At 55.5% G+C, this 20,176-nt stretch carries 18 protein-coding genes; 13 read left to right on the plus strand and 5 right to left on the minus strand.

From position 1 onward, the window contains the following. The first annotated feature begins 51 nt into the window (after positions 1–51). Positions 52–231: a hypothetical protein gene (locus ACQG03_RS14530; RefSeq protein ID WP_139152663.1), complete on the plus strand. Its 180-nt coding sequence runs from the start codon at positions 52–54 to the stop codon at positions 229–231. 103 nt (positions 232–334) lie between these two features. Then, positions 335–1,516 (plus strand): sugar efflux transporter SetB, encoded by a 1,182-nt coding sequence (gene setB, locus ACQG03_RS14535; RefSeq protein ID WP_038416423.1) that lies wholly within the window; start codon positions 335–337, stop codon positions 1,514–1,516. On the opposite strand, the gene ACQG03_RS14540 is transcribed toward setB, so the two are convergent. Then, entirely contained in the window at positions 1,513–1,767 is a 255-nt protein-coding gene (locus ACQG03_RS14540) for a YkgJ family cysteine cluster protein (protein WP_032622476.1), read from the minus strand. The two genes, setB and ACQG03_RS14540, sit on opposite strands and share 4 nt — an antisense overlap. Positions 1,768–1,931: 164 nt before the next feature. On the opposite strand from ACQG03_RS14540, the gene yeiP reads away from it, so the two are divergent. Beyond that, complete coding sequence (gene yeiP / locus ACQG03_RS14545; protein WP_003859355.1) at positions 1,932–2,504, plus strand: elongation factor P-like protein YeiP; 573 nt, start codon at positions 1,932–1,934, stop codon at positions 2,502–2,504. Between the two features lie 116 nt (positions 2,505–2,620). Here yeiP and uxuA read toward each other — a convergent pair whose 3' ends face one another. Continuing rightward, positions 2,621–3,811 (minus strand): mannonate dehydratase, encoded by a 1,191-nt coding sequence (gene uxuA / locus ACQG03_RS14550; RefSeq protein ID WP_022648722.1) that lies wholly within the window; start codon positions 3,809–3,811, stop codon positions 2,621–2,623. A 205-nt stretch (positions 3,812–4,016) separates the two neighbouring features. On the opposite strand from uxuA, the gene ACQG03_RS14555 reads away from it, so the two are divergent. From ACQG03_RS14555 to yejF, 9 genes are all read left to right on the plus strand, one after another. Further along, positions 4,017–5,483, plus strand: a complete 1,467-nt coding sequence (locus ACQG03_RS14555; protein WP_063163783.1) for a mannitol dehydrogenase family protein — start codon at positions 4,017–4,019, stop codon at positions 5,481–5,483. Positions 5,484–5,606: 123 nt separating this feature from the next. After that, positions 5,607–6,593 carry a CobW family GTP-binding protein gene (locus ACQG03_RS14560; protein WP_045308657.1) on the plus strand — a complete coding sequence of 329 codons (987 nt, stop codon included), beginning with the start codon at positions 5,607–5,609 and terminating at the stop codon, positions 6,591–6,593. A gap of 33 nt (positions 6,594–6,626) precedes the next feature. Beyond that, positions 6,627–7,331, plus strand: a complete 705-nt coding sequence (locus tag ACQG03_RS14565) for a phosphatase PAP2 family protein (protein ID WP_046619110.1) — start codon at positions 6,627–6,629, stop codon at positions 7,329–7,331. Positions 7,332–7,755: 424 nt separating this feature from the next. Beyond that, the gene (gene mepS, locus ACQG03_RS14570; protein WP_003859364.1) at positions 7,756–8,325 is read left to right on the plus strand and encodes a bifunctional murein DD-endopeptidase/murein LD-carboxypeptidase; all 570 of its coding nucleotides are present in this window, start codon (positions 7,756–7,758) and stop codon (positions 8,323–8,325) included. 127 nt (positions 8,326–8,452) lie between these two features. Then, positions 8,453–10,006, plus strand: a complete 1,554-nt coding sequence (locus ACQG03_RS14575; protein WP_426726134.1) for a cyclic di-GMP phosphodiesterase — start codon at positions 8,453–8,455, stop codon at positions 10,004–10,006. Positions 10,007–10,081: 75 nt separating this feature from the next. After that, a complete protein-coding gene (locus tag ACQG03_RS14580; protein ID WP_063163782.1) occupies positions 10,082–11,887 on the plus strand; it encodes an extracellular solute-binding protein in 1,806 nt (601 codons plus the stop codon). A 9-nt stretch (positions 11,888–11,896) separates the two neighbouring features. Beyond that, positions 11,897–12,991, plus strand: coding sequence for a microcin C ABC transporter permease YejB (locus ACQG03_RS14585; RefSeq protein WP_003859369.1), 1,095 nt, complete (start codon positions 11,897–11,899; stop codon positions 12,989–12,991). After that, positions 12,991–14,016, plus strand: coding sequence for a microcin C ABC transporter permease (locus tag ACQG03_RS14590; RefSeq protein ID WP_063146219.1), 1,026 nt, complete (start codon positions 12,991–12,993; stop codon positions 14,014–14,016). Before ACQG03_RS14585 ends, ACQG03_RS14590 begins: the two co-directional genes overlap by 1 nt. A 1-nt stretch (position 14,017) precedes the next feature. Beyond that, complete coding sequence (yejF, locus tag ACQG03_RS14595; RefSeq protein ID WP_032623895.1) at positions 14,018–15,607, plus strand: microcin C ABC transporter ATP-binding protein YejF; 1,590 nt, start codon at positions 14,018–14,020, stop codon at positions 15,605–15,607. Positions 15,608–15,610: 3 nt separating this feature from the next. On the opposite strand, the gene ACQG03_RS14600 is transcribed toward yejF, so the two are convergent. The 3 genes from ACQG03_RS14600 to rsuA all read right to left on the minus strand — a co-directional run bounded on the left by ACQG03_RS14600 (position 15,611) and on the right by rsuA (position 18,154). Continuing rightward, positions 15,611–15,955 (minus strand): YejG family protein, encoded by a 345-nt coding sequence (locus ACQG03_RS14600; RefSeq protein WP_003859372.1) that lies wholly within the window; start codon positions 15,953–15,955, stop codon positions 15,611–15,613. Between the two features lie 276 nt (positions 15,956–16,231). After that, on the minus strand, positions 16,232–17,431 hold the full coding sequence (locus tag ACQG03_RS14605) for a Bcr/CflA family multidrug efflux MFS transporter (protein WP_022648730.1): 1,200 nt from the start codon (positions 17,429–17,431) through the stop codon (positions 16,232–16,234). Positions 17,432–17,446: 15 nt separating this feature from the next. Then, complete coding sequence (gene rsuA / locus ACQG03_RS14610) at positions 17,447–18,154, minus strand: 16S rRNA pseudouridine(516) synthase RsuA (RefSeq protein WP_022648731.1); 708 nt, start codon at positions 18,152–18,154, stop codon at positions 17,447–17,449. A 151-nt stretch (positions 18,155–18,305) separates the two neighbouring features. Here rsuA and ACQG03_RS14615 point away from each other — a divergent pair, with 151 nt between their 5' ends. Beyond that, a complete protein-coding gene (locus ACQG03_RS14615) occupies positions 18,306–20,066 on the plus strand; it encodes a DEAD/DEAH box helicase (protein WP_022648732.1) in 1,761 nt (586 codons plus the stop codon). The last annotated feature ends 110 nt before the right edge of the window (positions 20,067–20,176 follow it).

Consider the following 20,176-nt stretch of genomic DNA (forward strand, 5'->3'; position numbering starts at 1 on the left):
AATCGTTTCAGCTTAACTGAGAAAATATGCGCTAACCTGCTTCTACAGGACATGCAAGATAGCGCTGAAACGTTTCAAGAAGTCTTGTCTTTTCTACAAAAGGTTGCAAGAAAAGTTACATTTCTTGTTGCAGAATTTAGAAGTGCAGCACATTTCTTCTTCAATAGGGAGGTTTTTGCTGATGTTCAGCAAACAGGTTCAGCACGCTTCAGCGAAACAGCGTTAAACTGAAATGCTATTTTGATTTATTGTGGCAATCTTGATTTTGCCCTCTGTTTATTTAATGACAGGCGGCGTAAACTCCGCCTCTCTCTGTTACTCGCAAAGACTGAACATGCATAACACCCCCGCTGCCGCCTCACCAAAGCCCTTTGATTTGACGTCAACGGCGTTTTTGATTGTTGCTTTTCTCACCGGTATTGCCGGTGCGTTACAAACGCCTACGCTGAGCCTGTTTTTGACCAACGAAGTCCACGCCCGCCCGGCGATGGTTGGCTTCTTCTTCACCGGGAGCGCCATCATTGGCATCCTGGTCAGCCAGTTTCTGGCCGGGCGTTCCGACAGAAAAGGCGATCGTAAAAGCCTGATCGTCTTTTGCTGTCTGCTGGGCGTTTTCGCCTGCGTGTTGTTTGCCTGGAACCGCAACTATTTCATTCTGCTGTTTGTTGGGGTGTTCCTGAGCAGCTTCGGCTCGACCGCCAACCCGCAGATGTTCGCCCTTGCCCGCGAGCATGCCGACCGCACCGGGCGGGAAGCGGTGATGTTCAGCTCGATACTGCGCGCGCAAGTGTCGCTGGCGTGGGTGATTGGCCCCCCGCTCGCCTACGCGCTGGCAATGGGTTTTGGCTTTACGGTAATGTACCTCAGCGCGGCGGTAGCCTTCGTGGTGTGTGGCGCAATGGTATGGTTCTTCCTGCCTTCCATGCGTAAAGAGCCGAAAGTGGCGACCGGTACGCTGGAAGCACCGCGGCGTAACCGGCGCGACGCACTACTGTTATTCATTATCTGTACGCTGATGTGGGGAACGAACAGCCTCTATATCATTAATATGCCGTTGTTTATTATTGATGAGCTGCATCTGCCAGAGAAGCTGGCCGGGATCATGATGGGAACCGCCGCGGGGCTTGAGATCCCCACCATGCTGATTGCGGGCTATTACGCGAAGCGCTTCGGCAAGCGCTTTTTGATGCGCATCGCCGCCGTTGCCGGGCTGCTGTTTTATATCGGTATGCTGACGGTTCATACGCCAGCGCTGCTTCTTGCTTTACAGCTGCTGAACGCCATTTATATCGGCATTCTGGCCGGTATCGGCATGCTCTACTTCCAGGATCTGATGCCGGGTCAGGCAGGCGCTGCCACCACCCTTTATACTAATACCACCCGCGTGGGCTGGATTATTGCAGGCTCACTGGCGGGCGTTGTGGCTGAAATCTGGAACTATCATACGGTGTTCTGGATTGCGCTGGTGATGTGCGTCCTGACGTTGAGCTGCCTGACGCGGATTAAGGACGTTTAAGGCGCGGTGAGCGCTTCCAGCTCAAGCAGGTAAGTGATGGCCTGCTGGCGCGTACTGCCGCACATTTCGGCGTCAGGCTGGAGCCCGGAGCACACCTTCGGGCGTAAAGGCGAGCCAAAGATCATGCACAGGTTGGAGTCAGAGAGCTGAACGCAGCGGGTATTGGCAGGCTTGCCTTGTGGCATGCCTGGAATGGGGCTTGAGATGGACGGTGCGGTACAGCACGCGCCACAGTCGGAACGACAATCCATACATGCTCTCTGTCGGTGGCAGATGCCCGCGCAGTCGGGCATTGCGCGCACAGTAACACCTTTTATGTATTGATAGCAAAACCCACGAATTCCGCTTGCCTGAAAGGCCGCGCGCGAGTAATTTGGCGCGATATTTTTTACCTCCCGTAAACAGGATTACTGCAATGCCAAGAGCGAACGAAATCAAGAAAGGTATGGTACTGAATTACAACGGCAAACTGCTGATTGTGAAAGATATCGACATTCAGGCACCCAGCGCCCGTGGCGCAGCAACGCTGTATAAAATGCGTTTCTCCGATGTCCGTACCGGCCTGAAAGTGGAAGAACGTTTTAAAGGCGACGATATCGTGGATACCGTGACCCTGACCCGTCGCTACGTTGATTTCTCCTACATTGACGGCAACGAATACGTGTTCATGGATAAAGAAGATTACACCCCGTATATCTTCACCAAAGATCAGATCGAAGAAGAGCTGCTGTTTATTCCTGAAGGTGGAATGCCGGACATGCAGGTGCTGACCTGGGATGGCGTGCTGCTGGCGCTGGAGCTGCCGCAGACCGTTGATCTGGAAATCGTTGAAACGGCACCGGGCATCAAAGGCGCGTCTGCAAGCGCGCGTAACAAACCGGCTACCCTGACTACCGGTCTGGTCGTACAGGTGCCAGAATACCTGTCAGCGGGCGAGAAAATCCGTATCCATATCGAAGAAAAACGCTATATGGGTCGCGCTGACTGATTGTGGCGTTTGCCGGGCGGCAGCTGCGCCTTACCCGGCCTACAAAAACACAAAAACCGGCCTCAGAGCCGGTTTTTCGTAGGCCCGGTAAGCGTAGCGCCACCGGGCGATCAGGCTTACAGAAGCTCTGGATACTTCGTCATTTTCAGCGCCAGCTCGATACCGCGCACTTCCGCCATCCCTTTCAGACGGCCAATCGCCGAATACCCTGGATTCGTTTTCTTGCGCAGATCGTCCAGCATCTGATGCCCGTGATCCGGACGGAACGGGATAGGACGTACATCCCCCGCCTGCTTACGACGTACTTCTTCAGAGAGAATGGCATCCACCACCGCAACCATGTTCACGTCGCCGCCAAGGTGGGCTGCTTCATGGAAGGTTTTTGGATTCTCTTCACGGCAGGTTGCACGCAGGTGAGTGAAATGAATGCGATCCCCAAAGGTTTCGATCATCCGCACCAGATCGTTATCCGCACGCACGCCGTAAGAGCCCGTACACATGGTAAAGCCGTTGTAGATGCTGTCCACCGTCTCTTTTAGCCACTGCATATCCTCAATGGTCGACACGATACGCGGCAGGCCGAGGATTGGGCGCGGAGGATCGTCCGGATGGACCGCCAGCCGCACGCCCGCTTCTTCTGCCACCGGCACGATAGCGCGCAGGAAGTGCGCCATGTTTTCACGCAGCTGGTTTTTATCGATATCGCCATATTCCGCCAGGCGCGCGCGGAACTGATCGAGGGTATAGCCCTCTTCCGCCCCCGGCAGGCCCGCGATAATATTGCGAACCAGCTTCTCAATGTCCGCTTCACTGGCGGCATTGAACCACGCCAGCGCCTGCTGCTGCTCTTCGGCGGTGTAGTCTGCTTCCGCCCCCGGACGCTTCAGAATGTGTAGCTCGAAAGCCGCAAAAGCGATTTGATCGAAACGCAGCGCCTTCGAACCATCGGCCATTTCATATTCCAGGTCGGTACGCGTCCAGTCCAGAATTGGCATAAAGTTATAGCAGACGGTATCAATACCGCAGGCCGCCAGGTTACGAATGCTCTGCTGATAATTCGCAATCCAGGTTTCACACTCACCGGAGTGGGTTTTGATATCTTCGTGAACCGGAATACTTTCCACGACAGACCAGGTTAGACCCTTCTCTGCCAGCTGTGCCTGACGCTTTTGGATTTCCTCCACCGGCCACACCTGACCGTTCGGAATATGATGCAGCGCCGTGACCACACCCGTTGCGCCAGCCTGACGCACATCATCAAGAGAAACCGGATCGTTCGGCCCGTACCAACGCCAGGTTTGTTCCATTGCCCCACCCTCTCAAGTTGTTATACCAATATGGATTACCTCAATGACGACTACCATACATGTTTAATCGAAGTGGTCAACACAGCGCGCGACATTGATTGATCAAACTCACATAACCGGGATATTTACGGCTTACCAATTTAATTTGTTGTCATATAACTTTACACTGGCATTGTTAATTAATGGTTAATCAGGTGTGTACTACATGAAGACTATTGCCTCCACCGCGCTTCCTGCTCATGTCCAGCAGCCCCGCTACGATCGCGAGCAGTTACGCTCCCGCATCGTCCATTTCGGCTTTGGCGCGTTCCACCGGGCGCATCAGGCGTTGTTAACAAACCGGGTGCTGAACGCCAAAGGAGGCGACTGGGGTATTTGTGAGATTAGCCTCTTTAGCGGCGATGTTCTCATGCGCCAGCTCCGCGCGCAGGATCATCTGTTTACCGTGCTGGAGAAAGGTGCCGAAGGCAATCAGCCCATTATTATCGGTGCGGTAAAAGAGTGCCTGAACGCAAAACTCGACTCGCTGGCAGCCATTATTGAGAAGTTCTGCGAACCGCAGGTGGCCATTGTCTCCCTCACCATTACCGAAAAAGGCTACTGCATCGATCCGGCGACGGGGAAACTGGATATGCACAACAGCCGCATTCTGCACGATCTTGAGCATCCGTCTGAGCCGCATTCCGCGCCGGGTATTCTGGTCGAAGCGCTTCATCGCCGCCGCGAGCGCGGCCTGCCGGCGTTTACCGTGCTCTCCTGCGACAACATTCCCGATAACGGCCACGTGGTGAAAAATGCCGTTCTCGGCATGGCCGGAAAGCGATCCGCAGAGCTGGCCGGATGGATCGAGGCGCACGTGAGCTTCCCTGGCACCATGGTCGACCGAATCGTGCCCGCCGCCACTGACGCCTCACTCGCGGAAATCACCCAGGAACTTGGCGTTGAAGATCCCTGCGCCATCAGCTGTGAACCGTTCATTCAGTGGGTAGTGGAAGATAACTTTGTCGCCGGGCGTCCGGAATGGGAGGTTGCAGGCGTACAGATGGTTGAGGATGTCCTGCCCTGGGAGCAGATGAAGCTGCGGATGCTGAACGGCAGCCACTCCTTCCTGGCGTATCTGGGCTACCTTGCCGGCTACGCGCACATAAATGAATGTATGCATGACGACAGCTTCCGCGAGGCTGCCCGCAGGCTGATGCTGAATGAGCAGGCCCCTACGCTGCGTATCACCAACGTCGATCTGACAGCCTATGCTGACAGCCTGCTTGACCGTTTCGCCAACCCGGCCCTACAGCACCGCACCTGGCAAATCGCCATGGACGGCAGTCAGAAGCTGCCTCAGCGCATGCTGGATGGGATCCGCGTGCATCTTGAGCGTAACACCGCCTGGCCATTACTGGCGCTGGGCGTCGCAGGCTGGATGCGCTACGTCAGCGGGACGGACGACCAGGGCAACGCCATTGACGTGCGCGATCCGCTGAGCGACAAGTTTCAGGCCATTGTCGCTTCCAGCAGTGACGCAGAACGCGTTAGCGCCCTGCTGACGCTAAAAGAAATCTTTGGCGACGACCTGCCGCAAAACTCTGTCTTTGTCGAGGCAATCACCGGCGCGTACCAGCGCCTCGTCCGGCTCGGCGCGCGTCAGGCCGTTATCGAAACGTTAAAAATTTAGCGATTATTGCGTTTAAGGCGAACGGTTTTACGCTCCGTTCGCCCTCCCTCTTCTCAATGCCCGATTTTTTCGTCAGGATGATAGATAGTTGTTACTACATCACAATTATTTATCGGAGCGCACGTGACCAAAACCAACCTGATCACCGGTTTTCTCGGCAGCGGTAAAACTACGTCCATTCTGCATTTGCTGGCCAATAAAGATCCGGCGGAAAAGTGGGCCGTGCTGGTCAACGAATTTGGCGAAGTGGGGATCGACGGCGCGTTGCTCGCCGACAGCGGCGCGATGGTGAAAGAGATCCCGGGCGGGTGTATGTGCTGCGTGAATGGTCTGCCGATGCAGGTCGGGCTGAATACGCTGCTGCGTCAGGGCAAGCCTGACCGTCTGCTTATTGAACCCACTGGGCTGGGTCATCCGAAGCAAATTCTTGATTTACTGACCGCCCCGGTCTACGAGCCGTGGCTTGAGCTGCGTGCGACGCTTTGCCTGCTCGACCCCCGCCAGCTGCTGGATGAAAAAGCGATCAATAACGACAATTTCCGCGACCAGCTCGCCTCGGCAGACATCATCGTGGCGAATAAATCCGATCGCGCGACGGCTGAGAGTCAGGCCGCGTTCAATGCCTGGTGGCAGCAGGCTGGCGGTGGACGTCAGTACGTGCAGACCACCCAGGGCAACATTGATGGCGCCCTGCTCGATCTTCCCCGCCTCAACCAGACGCAACTGCCTGCCAGCGCTGAGCATTCGCATAGCCACGGCGCGAAGCAAGGTCTGGCAGCGCTGAGCCTGCCGGAACATCAGCGCTGGCGTCGAAATCTGAACAGCGGCCAGGGACACCAGGCCTGCGGCTGGATCTTCGATGCCGATACGGTTTTCGACACCATTGGTATACTGGAATGGGCGAGACTGGCGCCGGTTGAGCGGGTAAAAGGGATCATGCGCACCCCGGATGGTCTGGTGCGCATTAATCGTCAGGGCGAGGATTTCTTTATTGAAACCCAGAACGTCGCGCCACCCGACAGCCGGATAGAGTTAATTAGTGCGGTTAATACCGACTGGAATGCCCTCCAGTCAAGCCTGTTGAAGCTTCGTTTAAGTTTGGGCGGCTAACGTTGCCCCTGATTTCACACATTGCTGAAGACTATGACGACTCGACTTCCTGCTATTTTATTGCTCAACGCTGCCGGTCTGGCGCTCTTTTTCTCCTGGTATATCCCGGCGGATCACGGATTCTGGTTCCCGCTGGATTCCGGGCTGTTCCACTTCTTTAACCAGGCGCTGGCGAAGAGTGAAGCCTTCCTGTGGCTGGTGGCGATCACCAACAACCGCGCGTTTGACGGCTGTTCGCTGCTGGCAATGGGCTGTCTGATGCTCTCCTTCTGGCTGAAGGAAGACAAAACGGGTCGTCGCCGTATTCTGATTATCGGCCTGGTCATGCTGCTGGCAGCCGTGATTATCAACCAGCTGGCGCAGCATCTGATGCCGGTTAAACGCGCCAGTCCGTCGCTCTCTTTCCCGAATATTAACCGCGTCAGCGAGCTGCTTCATATTCCAACCAAAGACGCGTCGAAGGACAGCTTCCCGGGCGACCACGGTATGATGCTGCTGATTTTTGCTGGCTTCATGCTGCGCTATTTCGGTAAAAAAGCCTTCGCCATCGCCCTGGTTATTGTGGTGGTATTTGCATTCCCGCGGGTGATGATTGGCGCTCACTGGCTGACAGATATCGCCGTAGGCTCCCTCACGGCGGTGTTAATTGGTTTACCCTGGGTGCTGATGACTCCCCTGAGCGATCGCGTAATAGGTATTTTTGATCGCTATCTTCCCGGCAAATTTAAACAAGTCTGAAACAAATAAATAACGCTAATTAACACCATTCATCAGGGATCGTTTTCGATCCCTGAGTCACTTCTTTCCGGTATCATTCAGCGCTGTCATCATTCCGTCATACAATTCGTGATAAAAATGAAGCAATTGCAGGGATTACCGGTATGAATGGCGGCATTTTGAGCAATTCCGCGCTGTAACGTTGTGTATCACATTTTCTTATAAAAAAACGGTCTTTTTTGCTCGCAATGCCCTTTGCAATCGGTTAACCTCGAACTCGTTTTGCCCCATTGAGATAATTATTATCGTGGTGAATAATTTTGTGCGTTGTGCCACAGATTTCACCATAAAGAATTGTCTCATTGTGAACAGATAATTAGTCTCGTCACGGTTGGCATTTTTATAACGATATTTTCGTTAAGGACTTCAAGGGAAAACAAACAAAATGGTCAAATCTCAACCAATTTTGAGATATATCTTGCGGGGGATCCCGGCGATTGCAGTGGCGGTTCTGCTTTCGGCATGTAGTACGACGAACACCGCGAAGAATATGCATCCTGAGACGCGTGTTGTGGGAATGGAAGATTCCTCTTCACTGCAAGCCTCTCAGGATGAATTTGAAAATATGGTACGTAATCTCGACGTTAAGTCGCGTATTATGGATCAGTATGCTGACTGGAAAGGCGTGCGTTACCGCCTGGGCGGCAGCACCAAGAAAGGCATCGATTGCTCCGCATTCGTACAGCGTACTTTCCGTGAGCAGTTTGGGTTAGATCTTCCGCGTTCTACTTATGAACAGCAGGAAATGGGCAAGTCCATTTCGCGCACTAAACTGCGTACGGGCGATTTAGTCCTGTTCAGAGCAGGTTCAACCGGTCGACACGTTGGCATCTATATCGGTAACGATCAGTTTGTCCATGCTTCCACCAGCAGTGGTGTGACGATTTCCAGCATGAACGAACCTTACTGGAAGAAGCGCTACAACGAAGCTCGCCGCGTTCTGAGCCGTAGTTAATATTGCTGTCGTATCGTTGGTTATCCCTTGGCTGGCGATACGATTAAAAAAGCACTGCTCCGGCAGTGTTTTTTTTTGCCCGTTACACTGATAGACATCCCGCGTCATTTCAGGAATCACGACATCTATGTTTACCCGCTACTTCTCCAGCAACCGCAAGATGCTGTTTCTCAGTATTCTGACGGGGTTGTTTACCGCCCTGCTTCTGAGTGCGTTACAGTTTTACTGGAGTTATCACAAGCGAGAAGTCAGGTACGATACCCTCATTACAGATTTAAGCGTCTACATGGAGAGCTTTTTCGACGAGCTTAAAACCTCTATTGATACGCTCCAGCCGCTCACGCTGAACAGCTGTGAAGAGGTCAGTGCGGCGCTCACCTCACGCGCGGCCTTCAGTATTAACGTGCGCGCCTTTTTGCTGGTCCGGGATAAACAGGCCTTCTGCTCTTCGGCAACAGGTCCGATGAATACCCCAATGGAAACGCTTATCCCTCAGCTACACATCAGCAAACCTGTTGATATCGCGCTCCTGCCGGGTACGCCCATGCTGCCGGATAAACCCGCGATCGCTATCTGGTATCGCAATCCGCTGGTAAAAGACGGCGGCGTATTTACCTCCGTGAACATCAACCTGACGCCTTACCTTCTTTATACGTCACGTCAGGATGAATTTTCCGGAATATCGATCGTCATTGGCGACTCCGCGTTATCCACCCAGTCCGGAATGCTGGTTCAGGCGCGGGATTTGCCTGAGGTCCCTGCCCGCACCGCCACGCTGAAAAATATTCCTCTGACCGTTAACGTCTATGCGCAAGCCTGGAAGACCGATGAACTGCTCTACGCCGTGTTCTTCGGCCTGGTCTGCGGTATTGCGGCAGGTCTGCTGAATTTCTATATTCTCACTATCCGTCTTAATCCCGGGAAAGAGATCCTTACGGCCATCAAGCACGACCAGTTCTACGTGGTCTATCAGCCCGTCGTGGATGCGCAGTCGCTCAGAATGACCGGGCTGGAAGTCCTGATGCGCTGGAAGCACCCGGTGATGGGCGAAATTCCACCGGATGCCTTTATTAATTTTGCTGAAGCGCAGAAGCTGATTGTCCCGCTGACGCTGCATCTTTTTGACCTGATTATCCGCGATGCCCCTGTCCTGCAAACGGTGCTCCCGCCTGGGGCCAAGTTTGGGATCAACATCGCGCCCGGTCATCTGCATGCGGAAAACTTTAAGGAGGATATGCGCGCGTTTGCCGCTGCCCTTCCGCCCGATCACTTCCAGATTGTGCTGGAAATAACCGAGCGCGACATGATCAACCACCGCGAGGCAAATCAGCTGTTTGAATGGCTGCACAATGAAGGTTTTGAAATCGCCATCGATGATTTTGGCACCGGCCACAGCGCGCTGATCTATCTGGAACGCTTCACGATGGATTACCTGAAAATTGACCGTGGCTTCGTGAATGCCATCGGGACTGAAACCGTTACCTCGCCAGTGCTTGACGCGGTGCTGACGCTGGCAGAACGCCTGAATATGTTAACAGTCGCCGAGGGTGTTGAAACGCCCGAGCAGGCGGCGTGGCTGCGCGAGCATGGCGTGAACTATCTTCAGGGCTACTGGATCGGCCGACCAATGCCGCTGGAGCAGTTCAGGACGTGGCAACCCGACATCACGCTCGGGGAATAATTTCACAATCACGGCGCTGTCCCTTATTATTCTCCTCAACCGAGCCTGCCTGTGAACAAAGGGATCCGCCGCACTATGATTATGCGCGTTGTATTGATGCTGTTGGCGCTGGTGAGCCTGTCGAGCCAGGCGCAGACCATCAAAGAGAGCACGGCCTTTGCCGTCATTGGCGAGCCGAAGTATGCGGTCAACTTTACTCACTACGATTATGTGAACCCCGCCGCCCCGAAAGGCGGGAACGTGACGCTTTCCGCGACCGGAACGTTTGACAACTTTAACCGCTTCGCCCTGCGCGGCGTGGCGGCAGCACGTACCGAATCCCTCTATGACACGCTGTTCGTCACCTCCGACGACGAGCCCGGCAGCTATTATCCCCTGGTCGCTGAGAACGTACGTTACGCCGATGATTTTAGCTGGGCAGAAATCGCGATTAATCCGCGGGCGCGTTTTCACGACGGTACGCCGGTTAGCGCCCGCGATGTGGCGTTCACCTTTCATAAATTTATGACCGAAGGCGTGCCGCAGTTTCGTCTGGTGTACAAGGGCACCACGGTGAAAGCCATCGCCCCGCTGACCGTGCGAATCGAACTCCCTGAGCCAAACAAAGAGAATATGCTGAGCCTGTTCTCCCTGCCCGTCATGCCCGAATCATTCTGGAAAAACCATAAGCTGAGCGATCCCCTCTCTTCCCCGCCGCTGGCCGGAGGACCGTATCGCATTACCGACTGGCGAATGGGCCAGTACGTGATCTATTCCCGCGTGAAAGATTACTGGGCAGCCACGCTGCCGGTAAACCGGGGCCGCTGGAACTTCGATACAATCCGCTACGACTACTACCTGGATGATAACGTGGCCTTCGAGGCGTTTAAGGCAGGCGCATTTGATTTACGTGTCGAGAACAGCGCCAAAAACTGGGCGACCCGGTATATCGGAAAAAATTTCGCGAAAGGCTATATCGTTAAAGACGAACATAAAAACGAATCCGCGCAGGACACGCGCTGGCTGGCGTTTAATATTCAGCGCCCGGTTTTTTCCGATCGTCGGGTGCGTGAAGCTATTACCCTGGCGTTTGATTTCGAATGGATGAACAAAGCGCTGTTTTACGGAGCCTACAGCCGGGCGAACAGCTATTTCCAGAATACTGAATATGCCGCCCGTGATTATCCCCACGCGGACGAGCTGATTTTGCTGGCGCCAATGAAAGCGGAGCTCCCGCCGGAAGTGTTCACCCGCCTATTTGAACCGCCACAATCCGACGGAAACGGGTTCGACCGGGACAACCTGCTGAAAGCCAGCAAACTGCTGGATGACGCTGGCTGGGTGTTGAAAAATCGGCTACGAGTAAATGTTAAAACTGGTAAGCCGCTCAGCTTCGAACTGCTGATTGCCTCCGGCGCAAACGATCAGTGGGTGCTGCCGTTTAAGAAGAACCTTGCCCGTCTTGGGGTGACCATGAATATCCGCCAGGTCGATATTGCCCAGCTGACCAACCGCAAGCGCAGTCGCGATTACGACATGATGCAAACCCTGTGGGCTGCCCAGCCGTGGCCGAGTTCAGACCTGCAAATCTCCTGGGCATCGGGGTATATCGACTCCTCCTACAACGCTCCGGGGGTAAAGAGTCCGGTGATTGATGCGCTGATCGCGAAAATCGTTGCCGCTCAGGGCGATAAAGAGAAACTTCTGCCGCTCGGGCGCGCGCTTGACCGGGTGTTAACCTGGAACTATTACATGCTGCCGATGTGGTACATGGGTGAAGATCGCGTGGCCCGCTGGGACAAATTCTCCCTGCCCGCCGTTCGCCCGGTTTATACGCTTGGTTTTGATACGTGGTGGTATGACGTGAATAAAGCCGCAAAACTGCCCGCAGCGCGGCGTTGAGGAGTGACGATGGGCGCTTATCTTATCCGCAGGCTGCTGCTGGTTATCCCGACGCTATGGGCCATCATTACCATTAACTTTTTTATCGTGCAGATTGCCCCCGGCGGCCCGGTGGACCAGGCGATTGCGGCCATAGAATTTGGTCACGCTGGCGGCATGCCGGGCGGCGGCGGTGAAGGAATGGGGGCTAGCCATGCCCGGACGGGCGTGGGCAATATCAGTGAAAGCCACTACCGGGGCGGTCGGGGACTGGATCCGGAGGTGATCGCCGAGATCACCCATCGCTATGGTTTTGACAAGCCGCTGCACGAGCGTTATTTCAGGATGCTCTGGGATTATGTCCGTTTCGATTTTGGCGACAGCCTGTTTCGCAGCGCCTCGGTGCTAACCTTGATCAAGCAAAGCCTGCCGGTTTCCATCACGCTCGGACTGTGGGGGACGCTGATTATTTATCTGGTCTCCATTCCGCTGGGGATCCGCAAAGCGGTCTACAACGGTAGCCGTTTTGATATCTGGAGCAGCACGTTCATTATCATCGGCTACGCTATCCCGGCATTTCTGTTTGCCGTGCTGCTGATTGTCTTTTTCGCTGGCGGCAGTTATTTCGACCTCTTCCCGCTGCGCGGGCTGGTCTCTGCGGATTTCAGCACGTTGCCGTGGTATCAGAAAATCACCGATTACTTCTGGCACATCACGCTTCCGGTGCTGGCGACGGTTATCGGCGGTTTTGCGGCGCTTACGATGCTGACCAAAAATGCCTTTCTTGATGAGATCCGCAAACAGTACGTCGTCACCGCGCGCGCCAAAGGCGTCGGTGAAAAGCAGATTATGTGGAAGCACGTTTTTCGTAACGCCATGCTGCTGGTGATTGCCGGTTTTCCCGCCACGTTCATCAGTATGTTTTTTACCGGCTCTCTGCTGATAGAAGTGATGTTCTCTCTCAACGGTTTAGGGCTGCTCGGCTATGAGGCCACCGTCTCCCGTGATTACCCGGTGATGTTTGGCACACTGTACATTTTCACCCTGATCGGCCTGCTGCTGAATATCATCAGCGATATCAGCTATACGCTGGTCGATCCCCGTATCGATTTTGAGGGCCGCTGATGTTGCGTTTAAGCCCCGTCAATCAGGCCCGCTGGGCGCGCTTTCGCCACAACCGTCGCGGCTACTGGTCGCTGTGGATCTTCGCCGTCCTGTTCGCCTTAAGTCTGTGTTCCGAACTGATTGCCAACGATAAACCCCTGCTGGTGCATTTCAAAGATCGCTGGTACGTGCCGGTGCTTACTACCTATAGCGAAAGCGATTTTGGCGGTCCGTTTGCGACGCCAGCCGAGTATCAGGATCCCTGGTTACGTGAACAGATCGCGGAGCACGGCTGGGCGCTTTGGGCACCGATTCGCTTTGGCGCGAACAGTATTAACTACGCCACGTCCACCCCCTTCCCTTCCCCGCCTTCCTCGCAGAACTGGCTGGGAACGGACGCCAACGGCGGCGATGTGCTGGCGCGCATCCTCTATGGCACCCGCATCTCGCTCCTGTTTGGGCTGCTTCTGACGCTCTTTAGCAGCGTGATGGGCGTCGTGGCGGGCGCCATGCAGGGCTATTACGGTGGAAAAATCGATTTGTGGGGGCAGCGCGTAATTGAAGTCTGGTCCGGTATGCCGACGCTGTTTCTGATTATCCTGCTGTCCAGCGTAGTACAGCCTGGCTTCTGGTGGCTGTTAGGCATCACCGTCCTGTTCGGCTGGATGGCACTGGTCGGCGTGGTGCGCGCGGAGTTTCTGCGCACGCGAAATTACGATTATATTCGCGCCGCGCAGGCATTAGGCGTGAGCGATCGCGCAATTATCTTCCGTCACATGCTTCCCAATGCGGTGGTGGCGACCCTCACCTTCCTGCCGTTTATTTTGTGTAGCTCCATTACCACCCTGACGTCGCTCGATTTTCTTGGTTTCGGTTTGCCGCTGGGCTCACCGTCTCTTGGCGAACTGCTGTTGCAGGGCAAAAACAACCTCCAGGCCCCCTGGCTGGGCATCGCCGCATTCCTCTCCGTGGCGGTGCTGCTTTCCCTGCTGATTTTTATTGGCGAAGCCGTGCGCGATGCCTTCGATCCCAACAAGGCGGTATGACATGACCCGGCCTCTTCTGAGCATAGAAAATCTGTCGATTGCGTTTTCAAAGCAGGGCGAATCTCGCCCGGTGGTGACGGATTTATCGTTGCAGATCCAGCGCGGAGAGACGCTGGCGCTGGTCGGGGAATCCGGCTCCGGTAAGAGCGTTTCGGCGCTGTCGGTGCTGCGCCTGCTCCCTTCCCCGCCGGTTAGCTATCCGCAGGGGGATATTCTGTTCCATGGACAATCCCTGCTGAACGCTGATGAGCAAACCCTGCGCGGCATTCGTGGCAATAAGATTGCCATGATTTTTCAGGAGCCGATGGTGTCGCTCAATCCATTGCATACGCTGGAAAAACAGCTCTATGAAGTGCTGTCACTTCATCGGGGAATGCGTAAAGAGGCAGCGCGGGGGGAAATTCTGGACTGCCTTGAACGCACCGGCATTCGTAATGCGGCGAAACGGCTGAACGATTTCCCGCATCAGCTTTCCGGCGGCGAGCGCCAGCGCGTGATGATCGCGATGGCGCTGCTGACGCGCCCCGAACTGTTGATTGCGGATGAACCCACCACCGCGCTGGACGTCACGGTGCAGGCGCAAATTCTGCAACTGCTGCGCGAACTGCGCGACGAGCTGAACATGAGCCTGCTGTTTATTACGCATAACCTGGGCATCGTGAAAAAGCTCGCTGACGCGGTGGCCGTGATGCAAAACGGCCGCTGCGTCGAACAGAACAGGGCAACTGCCCTGCTGAGCGCGCCTCAGCACCCGTATACACAGCGCCTGCTCGATAGCGAACCCTCTGGCGACCCGGTTCCGCTTAACGCTGACAGCGCACCGTTGCTGAAGGTTGAGGACCTGTCGGTGTCATTCCCGATCCGCAAAGGCATTTTGCGTCGCGTGGTCGATCACAATCATGTTCTGAAAAACATGAGCTTCTCTCTGCGTCCGGGCGAGTCGCTTGGGCTTGTGGGCGAATCCGGTTCGGGCAAAAGCACCACCGGCCTGGCGCTGCTGCGCCTGATCGCCTCGCAGGGAAGCATTCTCTTTGACGGCATGCCGCTGCAAAACCTGAGCCGCCGGCAAATGCTGCCCGTCCGCCCGCGGATGCAGGTGGTCTTTCAGGATCCGAACTCTTCGCTGAACCCGCGGCTGAGCGTATTGCAGATTATTGAAGAGGGCCTGCGCGTTCATCAGCCCGCGCTGACGGCACAACAGCGTGAAATCGACGTGAAGCGGGTGATGGCGGAAGTGGGTTTAGATCCCGAGACCCGGCACCGGTATCCGGCTGAGTTTTCCGGCGGACAGCGCCAGCGTATAGCGATTGCCCGCGCGTTGATCCTGAAACCGGAGCTGATCGTGCTGGACGAGCCTACCTCTTCACTGGACCGCACCGTGCAGGCGCAAATTCTGGCGCTGCTGAAGGGGCTACAGGAAAAGCATCGGCTGGCCTATATCTTTATCAGCCACGATTTACAGGTGGTGCGTGCGCTTTGCCATCAGGTGGTGGTATTGCGGCAGGGAGAAGTCGTTGAGCAGGGAGAGTGCCAGCGCGTATTCACTGCGCCTGCGCAGGATTACACGCGCCAGCTATTGTCCGCTGACTAGCACTCAGAAAGGATATTGACCGGAGAACGGTTCGGCAATCGCCACGCCGAAGTTTTTCAGACGGCAGGTCGCAGCAAATTCATCCTGGCTGTTAACAAACAGGCACGGCTCACCTTCGCATTCCAGCACGGAGCTGTCTACTTCGATGTCCGTCAGCGCCTGGCTGAGACGTTCCATAACCGGCCACGCATTTTCATCGCTCGGACTAAGCAGCTTGAGCGCCACCAGACAATTATCCTCCCCGGCAACGCTTTGCGGAATCGGTTCAACTTTCGAACCTGCAAAACCCGTCGACCAGCGATAGCTCTGGGGCAAGCGATGGACAATGGAGAGTTGTAATGTATTCACGTTCAGATCCCCGGAAGCAAATTTACTTCACAATTTATTTACATTTATAGTAACACATCATCGCCAACCTGCACTGTTTAGCGGATTTTATAGGCGTTGCAGGCTCGCGTCGGCGCTATATGTACCCGTTTCTGCGATCTAACTCAACCTTTTTAAATACAATGATGTGACTTTTTACATAAATAGATTTTACATAAAAGAAACAAACACCGGGTAAACGAACCGAGGGTTGGTTGATATGGGTCAACAAAAAGGCCCGTTTCGGGCCTTAAGTGCTCATTTATGCGCCGTCTTACGGGGCCGGCTGGCGTAAAGATAGAAGAGGATGGAGCAAGTCGCGCAGAGGGCAATCGCCCACAGCATCGGCCAGGCAGTATTAAACGTCGCCATTGAGAGCAGCGCCCCGACAATCGCGCCAATCCCGAAACGGAACGTCCCTGCCAGCGACGAGGCGGTGCCCGCCATATGCGGGAATTCGTCGAGGATCACCGCCATCGCGTTGGATGAGACCATCGAGACGCAGCCAACAAACGCCGCCACGCCCACCACCAGCGCCCAAAAACCTACGCCCAACAATGCGCTCAATACCAGCCAGATAGCCATCACGAACTGGATCCACAGCCCGGCGCGGAACATATTCAGCGCCCCGACCCGCCGGACAAAGCGGCTGTTGATAATGGTCATCACAAACAGGAACACGATATTCAGCGCGAAGTAGTAACCAAAGTGCTGGGGTGACACATGGTTCAGTTCGATGTACACAAACGGCCCCGCGCTCAGGAACGAAAACATCCCGGCAAAGCTAAAGCCGCTGGCCAGCATATAGCTCAGCACGCGCTTATGGCGAAACAGCGAGGCAAAGTTGCCAAGCGTGGTGCGGACGTGAAACTTCTGACGGCGCTCGACCGGCAGCGTTTCATCGATAAAGACGAAGATCATCACCGAGGCCAGCAGCGCGGCAATCGCCAGGATCCAGAAAATCGCATGCCAGCTGAACCACACCAGCACCGCCCCGCCCACCATGGGGGCGACCAGCGGCGCAATGGTTGTGACCAGCATGACGAACGACATCATGCGTGAGAACTCTTCCTTCGGGTAGATGTCGCGCATCAGCGCGTTAATCACCACGCTTGCCGCAGCCGCAGCCAGGCCATGGAAGAAACGCATCACGATCAGCTGATCGATACTCTGCGCCAGCGCGCAGGCCACCGCCGCCGCAGCAAATATCAACGTCCCGCCCAGAATAACGGGTTTGCGCCCCAGGCTGTCTGCCATTGGGCCATAAAAGAGCTGGCCGAGCGCAAAACCAAGAATGTAGGTGCTGAGCGTCATCTGTGCGCTGCCTGCCGGTACGCCAAACTGCGCGGAAATCACCGGCAGCGCGGGCAGATACATATCGATAGACAGCGGCATCAGCATGGCCAACAGGCCAAGGATAAATACGATTTTAAACGACGAGTGTGGCCTGGTGGTCACAGGGTTCTCCTGAATTTAGCGTGAAAGCAGCCCGACGCTGGCAATCTCTTCTTCCGTCAGCGGGCGATATTCCCCTGGCGCCAGGTCTGGATCGAGTTCAATCGCGCCGATACGTTCACGATGCAGCCCCACAACGTGGTTGCCCACGGCGGCAAACATCCGTTTCACCTGGTGGTAGCGGCCTTCACTGATGGTCAGACGGACGTCCGTTGGGGTAATGACTTCCAGCACCGCCGGTTTGGTCAGATCTTTTTCATTATGTAGCTGAACGCCTTTTGCGAATTGCTCTGCCGTGTCATCCGAGACCGGCGACTCAAGTGTCACCCGATAGGTTTTCTCACAGTGATGGCGCGGGGAGGTGATGCGGTGCGACCACTGACCGTCATCGGTCATCAGCACCAGGCCGGTGGTATCAATATCCAGTCGCCCTGCCGCATGCAGCTTGTGCGCCACAGGTTCGTCGAGGAAGTAGAGCACCGTCGGGTGATCCGGATCGTCCGTTGAACAGACGTAACCTTCCGGTTTGTTGAGCATGAAGTAGCGCGGGCCATTCTGCTGGGTCAGCGGGTTGCCGTCATACTCCACCTGGTGGTCAGGCTGGAGTTTAAAAGCGCTGTCTTTCACAATGTCGCCGTCCACGGTTACGCGGCTGGCGCGAATTTCACGCCCGGCAATAGCGCGGCTTACGCCGAGTTGCTGAGCGATAAACTTATCAAGTCGCATGAAATCTTTTTAGCCTTAATGGTGCTGGAAGTCGGACTACGCGTCCGAAAAAGAAGCAGTCAGAAACAGTTCAGTATAATGGTCTGGTTGCGCCACTCAAGGGAAAAAGTTTCGTGGCATACTATATGCGAGTTAACTGAATAGAGAAGCCATGACGTTCACACTACGCCCCTATCAGCAAGAAGCCGTTGATGCCACCCTCGCCTGGTTTCGCAAGCACCGGGAACCCGCCGCCATCGTGCTCCCGACCGGAGCCGGTAAAAGCCTGGTGATTGCCGAACTGGCGCGCCTGGCTCGCGGGCGCGTGCTGGTGCTGGCGCACGTAAAAGAGCTGGTGGCGCAAAACCACGCCAAATATTGCGCGCTCGGCCTGGAGGCCGATATTTTTGCCGCCGGGCTGAAGCGCAAAGAGAGCCACGGGAAAGTGGTGTTTGGCAGCGTACAGTCCGTTGCGCGCAACCTGGACCTGTTTCGCAGCGAGTTTTCCCTGCTGATTGTCGATGAGTGTCACCGCATCAGCGATGACGACGACAGCCAGTATCAGCAAATCCTCACTCATCTGAGAGAGGTGAACCCTCACTTACGCCTGCTTGGCCTGACCGCCACGCCATTTCGTCTGGGCAAGGGCTGGATTTATCAGTTTCATTATCACGGCATGGTGCGTGGCGATGAAAAGGCCCTGTTCCGCGACTGTATCTATGAGCTTCCGCTGCGCTACATGATCAAGCATGGCTATCTGACGCCACCGGAGCGGCTGGATATGCCGGTCGTGCAGTACGATTTCAGCCGCTTACAGGCGCAGAGCAACGGGCTGTTCAGCGAGGCGGATCTTAACCATGAGCTGAAAAAACAGAAGCGGATCACGCCGCATATCATCAGCCAGATTGAAGAGTTTGCGCAAACGCGCAAAGGGGTGATGATTTTTGCTGCTACCGTCGAACACGCGCGTGAAATCACGGGGCTTCTGCCCACCAACGACGCGGCGTTAATTACCGGTGAAACCCCCGGGCCGGAGCGCGACAGCCTGATTGAGGCTTTCAAAGCCCAGCAGTTCCGCTACCTGGTGAATGTCTCCGTATTAACCACCGGGTTTGACGCCCCGCACGTTGACCTGATTGCGATTCTTCGCCCGACCGAATCCGTCAGCCTGTACCAGCAGATTGTCGGCCGTGGCCTGCGCCTGGCACCGGGCAAAACCGACTGTCTGATCCTCGATTATGCCGGTAATCCGCACGATCTCTACTCCCCGGAAGTGGGCACGCCAAAAGGCAAGAGCGACAACGTGCCGGTACAGGTGTTTTGTCCGGCCTGCGGGTTTGCCAACACTTTCTGGGGCAAAACTACCGCCGACGGCACGCTGATCGAACATTTTGGCCGCCGCTGTCAGGGCTGGTTTGAAGACGATGAAGGCCATCGCGAACAGTGTGATTTCCGCTTCCGCTTCAAAAACTGCCCGCAGTGCAACGCCGAGAACGATATCGCTGCCCGCCGCTGTCGGGAGTGTGACACGGTGTTGGTCGACCCGGATGACATGCTGAAAGCGGCGCTGAAACTGAAAGATGCGCTGGTGCTGCGCTGTTCCGGCATGGTCTTACAGCCCGGTGCGGATGAAAAAGGCGAGTGGCTAAAGATTACCTATTACGACGAGGACGGCGCAGACGTCAGCGAGCGGTTCAGGGTCCAGACGCCCGCCCAGCGCACCGCGTTCGAACAGCTCTTTATCCGCCCGCATACCCGCACGCCCGGCGTGCCGCTGCGCTGGATAACCGTTGCCGATATCGTGCGCCAGCAGGCGCTGCTGCGCCATCCTGATTTTGTTGTCGCCCGTAAAAAAGGGCAGTTCTGGCAGGTGCGTGAGAAGGTCTTTGACTATGAAGGACGCTTTCGCCGGGCAAACGAATTGCGCGGTTAACGGGACTTTTCGTTGATGCGCGAGCCATTTGAGTATAAAATGCCGCCCGCTTCACATCCGTGAGGCAGAACACTCACCTGCTGCTGGGTCGCCTGTAGCAGGGTTTTAAA

The organism is Enterobacter cloacae complex sp. 342H5 (assembly GCF_050030905.1).
In the GTDB taxonomy this organism is placed as follows: Bacteria; Pseudomonadota; Gammaproteobacteria; order Enterobacterales; family Enterobacteriaceae; genus Enterobacter; species Enterobacter intestinihominis.

What these genes read in the sequence shown, in the direction of transcription:
- ACQG03_RS14530 (WP_139152663.1), top strand. Translation starts at nt 52, where the DNA reads ATGCAAGATAGCGCTGAAACGTTTCAAGAAGTCTTGTCTTTTCTACAA.
- setB (WP_038416423.1), top strand. Translation starts at nt 335, where the DNA reads ATGCATAACACCCCCGCTGCCGCCTCACCAAAGCCCTTTGATTTGACG.
- ACQG03_RS14540 (WP_032622476.1), bottom strand. Translation starts at nt 1,767, where the DNA reads ATGGATTGTCGTTCCGACTGTGGCGCGTGCTGTACCGCACCGTCCATC.
- yeiP (WP_003859355.1), top strand. Translation starts at nt 1,932, where the DNA reads ATGCCAAGAGCGAACGAAATCAAGAAAGGTATGGTACTGAATTACAAC.
- uxuA (WP_022648722.1), bottom strand. Translation starts at nt 3,811, where the DNA reads ATGGAACAAACCTGGCGTTGGTACGGGCCGAACGATCCGGTTTCTCTT.
- ACQG03_RS14555 (WP_063163783.1), top strand. Translation starts at nt 4,017, where the DNA reads ATGAAGACTATTGCCTCCACCGCGCTTCCTGCTCATGTCCAGCAGCCC.
- ACQG03_RS14565 (WP_046619110.1), top strand. Translation starts at nt 6,627, where the DNA reads ATGACGACTCGACTTCCTGCTATTTTATTGCTCAACGCTGCCGGTCTG.
- mepS (WP_003859364.1), top strand. Translation starts at nt 7,756, where the DNA reads ATGGTCAAATCTCAACCAATTTTGAGATATATCTTGCGGGGGATCCCG.
- ACQG03_RS14575 (WP_426726134.1), top strand. Translation starts at nt 8,453, where the DNA reads ATGTTTACCCGCTACTTCTCCAGCAACCGCAAGATGCTGTTTCTCAGT.
- ACQG03_RS14580 (WP_063163782.1), top strand. Translation starts at nt 10,082, where the DNA reads ATGATTATGCGCGTTGTATTGATGCTGTTGGCGCTGGTGAGCCTGTCG.
- ACQG03_RS14585 (WP_003859369.1), top strand. Translation starts at nt 11,897, where the DNA reads ATGGGCGCTTATCTTATCCGCAGGCTGCTGCTGGTTATCCCGACGCTA.
- ACQG03_RS14590 (WP_063146219.1), top strand. Translation starts at nt 12,991, where the DNA reads ATGTTGCGTTTAAGCCCCGTCAATCAGGCCCGCTGGGCGCGCTTTCGC.
- yejF (WP_032623895.1), top strand. Translation starts at nt 14,018, where the DNA reads ATGACCCGGCCTCTTCTGAGCATAGAAAATCTGTCGATTGCGTTTTCA.
- rsuA (WP_022648731.1), bottom strand. Translation starts at nt 18,154, where the DNA reads ATGCGACTTGATAAGTTTATCGCTCAGCAACTCGGCGTAAGCCGCGCT.
- ACQG03_RS14615 (WP_022648732.1), top strand. Translation starts at nt 18,306, where the DNA reads ATGACGTTCACACTACGCCCCTATCAGCAAGAAGCCGTTGATGCCACC.